The following is a 6,000-nucleotide window of genomic DNA, read 5'->3' as shown; positions in this document are numbered from 1 at the left end:
ACATTCAACATGAATGTCAACCAAAGGAATCCGTCAAATCAATGACGGGGTTGTGCATCATGCACTGGCTTTTAACACACTGTTGAGTTCTCAAGAAACGGACGCGTACCCCAAACCCGGAAACCCGTAGGTCCCTCACCCGGAGGCGTTCATTTCGTTGTGCCTTAATTCTTTCAGCCGTTCAAGTCTCTGTCAAATTGACCCGACTCGCTCAACCTGCGGAACTCTCGACACAGCACACTCCACTGTCACCAGAGTGAAGGGAGGGTTGCCGCACTGCGTCGACTTCTAAAGATTAGCAGCGCTCCCGACCACTCGGGACGCCTTCGTCCTCATCTATGGCCACAGATCGATCACGGCCGAACATAGACTCCCCACGTGAGCAGCAACACGCCGCCAGTGGCGAAGAAGATCCCGACTGAGCGCACCCACCATGGCGACACCGTCATCGACGAGTACGCCTGGCTGGGCAACAAGGAAGATCCAGACACCACCGCCTATCTGGAGGCGGAGAACGACTTTCTCAAACAGGAGACCGCTCACCTCTCCGAACTCCAAGATCAGGTGTTCCAGGAGATCAAGGGTCGCACCCAGGAAACCGACCTGTCGGTGGCCAGCCGCAAGGGGGCGTGGTGGTACTTCACCCGCACCGAAGAAGGCAAGCAGTACGCGGTCTCCTGCCGTGTCCCCGCAACCGGAGACGCACCCCCCGAGATCACCCCGGGCATCCGGCTCGAGCACGAACAGGTGATTCTCGACGGCAACGAGCTCGCCGGCGACAGCCCGTTCTTCTCGATCGGCACCAGCGCCGTCACCCCCGACGGCACCATGCTGGCCTACTCGACCGACTACAAGGGCGACGAGCGTTTCACGCTGAGGTTCAAGAACCTCGAGACGGGCGAACTGCTCCCCGACGAGATCACCGACATCTTCTACGGGGGCGCCTGGTCCGCCGACGGCTCGGCGTTCTTCTACACGCGCGTCGACGACGCCTGGCGCCCGTTCCAGGTCTACCGGCACACCCTCGGCACCGAAGAGGACGTCCTGGTGTACGAGGAGGCCGACGAGCGTTACTGGGTCGGCATCGGACTGACCCGCAGCGAGAAGTACCTGGTCCTCGGCGCGGGCAGCAAGATCACCAGCGAGGTCCGCATCCTCGACGCCACGAACCCCACGGGCGAGTTCCGGATTGTCCGCCCCAGGACGACCGGCGTCGAGTACGGCGTCGAGCACGCCGGCGACTTCTTCTACATCCTGCACAACGAGCACGCCGAGAATTTCGAGCTGGCCACGGCCCCCCTCGACGCCCCCGGCGACTGGACCCCGCTGATCGCCCACAGGGACGACACCAGGCTCCTGGAGATCGACGCGTTCTCCGACCACGCCGTGGTGCACTTCCGCCGCGACGGGCTGACCGGCCTGCGCGTGCTTCCCTATGCGGCCACCATCCAGGAGTGGCGCGAGCGGATAGAGGCCTCCGAGCGGAACGCGTACGAGATCGACTTCCCCGAGCCCCTCTACGACGTCGGCCCTGCGGGCAACCCGGAGTTCACGACCAGAAGGCTCCGGCTGGCGTACACGAGCATGGTCACACCGCCCAGCGTGTACGACTACGAGCTCGACACGCACGAGCTGATCCTGCTCAAGCAGCGCCCGGTCCTGGGGGGCTACGACGCGGCCGACTACGAGCAGTTCCGCGAGTGGGCCACGGCCGAGGACGGCACGAAGATCCCGGTGTCCATCGTGAAGCGCAAGGATTCCGCAAAACCCGCCCCAACCGTCCTGTACGGGTATGGCAGCTACGAGACCTCCATCGACCCCGGCTTCTCGATCCCCAGGCTCTCGCTGCTCGACCGCGGGTTCGTCTTCGCCGTCGCGCACGTCAGGGGCGGTGGCGAGATGGGCCGTCGCTGGTACGAGGACGGCAAGCTCACCAGGAAGCGCAACACGTTCACCGACTTCGTGGCCGTGGCCAGGCATCTGAAGGCGAACGGCTGGAGCGAGCGCGTCATCGCCAGGGGCGGCTCGGCGGGCGGCCTGCTGATGGGCGCGATCGCGAACCTGGCGCCGGAGGAGTTCGCGGGCGTGGTGGCCGAGGTGCCGTTCGTGGACGCCCTGAACACCATCCTCGACCCGTCGCTCCCGCTGACGGTTATCGAATGGGACGAGTGGGGCGACCCGCTGCACAACGCCGACGTCTATGCGTATATGAAGGGCTATACGCCGTACGAGAACGTCGACGGCCGGCCGTACCCGCCGATTCTGGCGATCACGAGCCTGAACGACACGCGCGTGCTGTACCACGAGCCGGCGAAGTGGATCGCCCGGCTGCGGGCGACGGCGAGCGGTGGGCCGTTCCTGCTCAAGACGGAGATGGGGGCGGGGCACGGCGGCCGCAGCGGGCGCTACGACGCCTGGCGCGAAGAGGCTTTCGCGCTCTCCTGGATCATCGAGAAGGGCACGTCATGACATATCAGGCAGACGACCAGCGCTACGAGCGCCAGCCGTACAACCGCAGCGGCCGCAGCGGGCTCAAGCTGCCCGCGGTCTCGCTGGGCCTGTGGCACAACTTCGGCGACAACCGGCCGATCGACAACTCGCGGGCGATCCTGCGGCGGGCGTTCGACCTCGGGGTGACGCATTTCGACCTGGCCAACAACTACGGCGTCCCGTACGGGTCCGCGGAGAAGAACTTCGGCCGGATTTTTCACGATGATTTCGCGAAATATCGGGACGAGCTGATCATCTCCACCAAGGCCGGGTTCGACATGTGGCCGGGCCCGTACGGCGAGTGGGGCTCGCGCAAATACGTCCTGGCCAGCCTCGACCAGTCGCTCCAGCGGATGGGCCTGGACTACGTCGACATCTTCTACAGCCACCGGCCCGACCCGGAGACGCCGCTGGAGGAGACCATGGGGGCGCTCGACCGGGCGGTGCGCTCGGGCAAGGCGCTCTACGCGGGCATCTCCAACTACTCGGCCGAGCAGACCACCCAGGCCGCGCGGATCATGCGCGAGCTGGGCACGCCGCTGCTCATCCACCAGCCGTCCTACTCCATGATCAACCGGTGGATCGAGGGCGGGCTGCTCGACGCGGTGGAGGAGGCGGGGATGGGCTGCATCGTGTTCTCGCCGCTGGCGCAGGGCCTGCTGACCGACCGCTACCTCGAAGGGGTGCCGGCGGACTCGCGGGCGGCGACGAGCAGGTTCCTGAGCGCGGACCGGATCGACCGCGACCTGGCCCGCGACCTCAACGAGATCGCGAAGACCAGGGGGCAGACGCTGGCTCAGATGGCGCTGTCGTGGACGCTCAGGGACCCGAGGGTGACCAGCGTGCTGATCGGCGCGAGCAGCGTCAAGCAGCTGGAGGACAACGTGGCCTGCGTGGACGGCCCCGACTTCACCGAGGACGAACTCCAGGCCATCGACAAGATCACCGGATCGGCTTCGCAGGCGCGGTGATCGACGTGCTCACAGGGACTCGTGCCGCTGCAGGTAGGTGAAGGAGGCCCAGCCGGGCAGCACCGGCAGCCAGAACGTGAGCAGCCGGTGCAACAGCACGGCCGAGGTGGCCAGTTCGGCGGGCAGCCCCGCCACGGTCAGCCCCAGCACGAGAGCCCCTTCGACCGCGCCCAGCCCGCCGGGTGTGGGCGCGGCCGAGCCGATCGCGTTGGCCGTGAGGTAGACGACGGCGACGGCGGTGAAGCTGAGATCGCCGCCGAACGCCGCCACGCTCGCGCTCAGGCAGAACACGAACGCGATGGTGATCATGAGGGTGCCCACGCACGCCTCGACCATCTTGCGCGGCGACTGCAGCACGTCGAGCAGCCGCGGCAACACGTTCGAGAACAGCCTGCGCATCCGCGCGGTGACGATCCGCCGCAGCGGCGGCACCCCGAGCAACACCACGACCAGCACCGCCACCGCGAGCAGCACCAGGACGAGCCCGCGCGACGGCGTGAACGCGGTGTTGGTGTTGGACCCGGTGATGTAGGCGAACAGCAGCAGCAGCGCGATGTGGAACACCAGCATGATGAGCTGCGAGGCCCCCACGCTGGCCACCGCGCTCGCCGGTGAGATGCCGCGTTTCTGCAGGTAGCGCGTGTTGATCGCGACGCCGCCCACCGCGGGGGGCGTGACGAGCTTGACGAACGACGCGGCGAACTGCACCAGCACCGTCCGCCAGAGCGGCAGGTGCTCGGGCACGAACCCCCTGAGCATCAGCGCGGCCGCCACGAAGCTGACGAACGAGGCCACCAGCGCCAGCCCCGACCAGGCCCAGTTGGCCGTGGTGACCACCTGGTAGATGTTCACCCGGCTGAGCTGGGAGAGCAGGTAGTAGGCGGCGATCGTGCTGGCGATGATCGTGACCAGGGTGCGCGGCCTGAACCGTTCGAGGCGTATTTCCTCGACCTTGCCCTGCGGCTTGAGCGCGACGATGTGGTCGCGGATGCCGGGCAGCACGTTCTTGGCCCTGGCCAGCGCCGAGCGGGTCTCCCTGGTCAGCGCGATGCGCTGGAGCAGCGGCATGGCGGCGGCCAGCGCCTCGGGCCCCATCACGGCCGCCGCGGCCCTGACCGACCGCTCGGGTCCGACCCGCAGCGACAGGTACGTGAGGAGCTGGGCGACGTCGAGCCTGAGCAGCAGATCCCCGGCGGCGATCTCGCCGCTGCGCGCGTCGGTGAGCACGACCCGGCCCGCGCGGTCGAGGTGGATGCTGTCGCCGGTGAGCCGCCGGTGCGCCAGGCGCTGGATCTGCAGCAGCTCGACCTGCTCCCAGATCTGGGCGAGCAGTTCGTCGTCGATCTCCGCGTCCGGCACCTCGTCCAGCGGGCGGGTCTCGATGTGCTCGTAGGCGAGCAGCGCGGCCTCGGTGCCGATCTCGCTGGTGCCGAGCAGCCGGGGCGTGCTGGCGCCGGCCGCCTGGGCCGCGTACGCCATGAGCGCCTCGCGTTCGAGCTCGGCCCTGAGCGACCTGATGGCCCTGCGCCTGGTCTCGGAGTGGAGCCTGAACCGCCGCCACAACCGGTACGGCAGCCCGGCCACCTGCCGGTCCCTGTCGAGCACGATGACGTCGAGGCTGCTGCCGTCCATGAGCCCGATGGCGTAGCGGCGGCTGCCCTGGTGGTCGTCCTCGATGCGGCGGGCCGAGACCACCGAGAACGACAACTTGCGCAGCGCGGACACCACTGCGCTGCCCGCGGGCCTGGTGTTGGGGCTGCCGACGCCGTAGAGGGTGGCGTAGCCGATGGCCATGCCGACCAGCACCGTGACGATGGCGCTCGGGATCGTGATCTGCCTGCCGGAGAAGAATGCCAGGATGTAGAGCGCGACGGTGGTCCACATCAGCATCCGCCACGTGGGCCGGCGCGAGATGCGGACCGCGGTGGCGTACGCGATCACCGAGGTGAGCAGCGTGTTGAGCGGCTCGATCGCCCTGTCGCCGGTCAGCAGCACGCGCAGGTCGTCGGCGTTGCCCGCGACGAGCCACTGCCCGAGCAGGAACGACCCGGCCATGCCGATGATCGCGGCGATCAGCCCCTCCGCGACGCGCAGGCCGTCGCGGTGGAAGACCCGCTCGACCGCGAACGCCGCGGGCACGATCAGCACGGCCGCGCCACCGAGGAACGCGGCGATCCTGCTCAGCAGCGGTACGAGCTCCGCGCCCTCCTTGACGTCGGCCTCCAGGCCGATGAGCGTCTGCTTGGCCACCAGGGCCAGCAGAATGACCGCGCCCAGCACGATGAGCGTGGCGAAGAAGCGCAGCAGGTCGGAGGGGCGGCGAAGGCGCTGGGGCAGCAGCGGCTCTACGACGTAGATGTCGCCGCCGTCCGCGCGTGCCTCAGCCACGGCTGGATCCCCCTCCGCCGTGTCATCTCGTTCCCTGATTTCGGCCACCGACAGCGATTCTGCACCTTCCCGGCCGGACTGTACGATCTCTTGACTTCCAGTGTCCTCAATCGTCCCCGCAGTAGTCGCATCGGGCAGGCTACACGCTCGG

3 protein-coding genes are annotated in these 6,000 nt (G+C 67.8%); 2 read left to right on the top strand and 1 reads right to left on the bottom strand.

Annotated features, from left to right (window positions below; all coding sequences use genetic code 11):
• Positions 1–378 precede the first annotated feature (378 nt).
• Positions 379–2,469 carry a S9 family peptidase gene (locus tag ACFLIM_RS41030; protein ID WP_393174497.1) on the top strand — a complete coding sequence of 697 codons (2,091 nt, stop codon included), beginning with the start codon at positions 379–381 and terminating at the stop codon, positions 2,467–2,469.
• On the top strand, positions 2,466–3,461 hold the full coding sequence (mgrA, locus tag ACFLIM_RS41025; RefSeq protein WP_393174495.1) for an L-glyceraldehyde 3-phosphate reductase: 996 nt from the start codon (positions 2,466–2,468) through the stop codon (positions 3,459–3,461). The genes ACFLIM_RS41030 and mgrA overlap by 4 nt, the downstream gene beginning before the upstream one ends.
• Before the next feature lie 9 nt (positions 3,462–3,470).
• Here mgrA and ACFLIM_RS41020 read toward each other — a convergent pair whose 3' ends face one another.
• Positions 3,471–5,849 carry a flippase-like domain-containing protein gene (locus ACFLIM_RS41020; protein ID WP_393174493.1) on the bottom strand — a complete coding sequence of 793 codons (2,379 nt, stop codon included), beginning with the start codon at positions 5,847–5,849 and terminating at the stop codon, positions 3,471–3,473.
• Positions 5,850–6,000: the final 151 nt, after the last annotated feature.

The sequence above is a fragment of the Nonomuraea marmarensis genome (assembly GCF_043197025.1).
In the GTDB taxonomy this organism is placed as follows: domain Bacteria; phylum Actinomycetota; class Actinomycetes; order Streptosporangiales; family Streptosporangiaceae; genus Nonomuraea; species Nonomuraea marmarensis.
The sequence above is the reverse complement of the archived record's forward strand: the minus strand, read 5'-3'. Positions and strand labels throughout refer to the sequence as shown.

Excerpts from the sequence above, each read along its gene's own strand:
- mgrA (WP_393174495.1), top strand. The coding sequence starts at position 2,466 with ATGACATATCAGGCAGACGACCAGCGCTACGAGCGCCAGCCGTACAAC.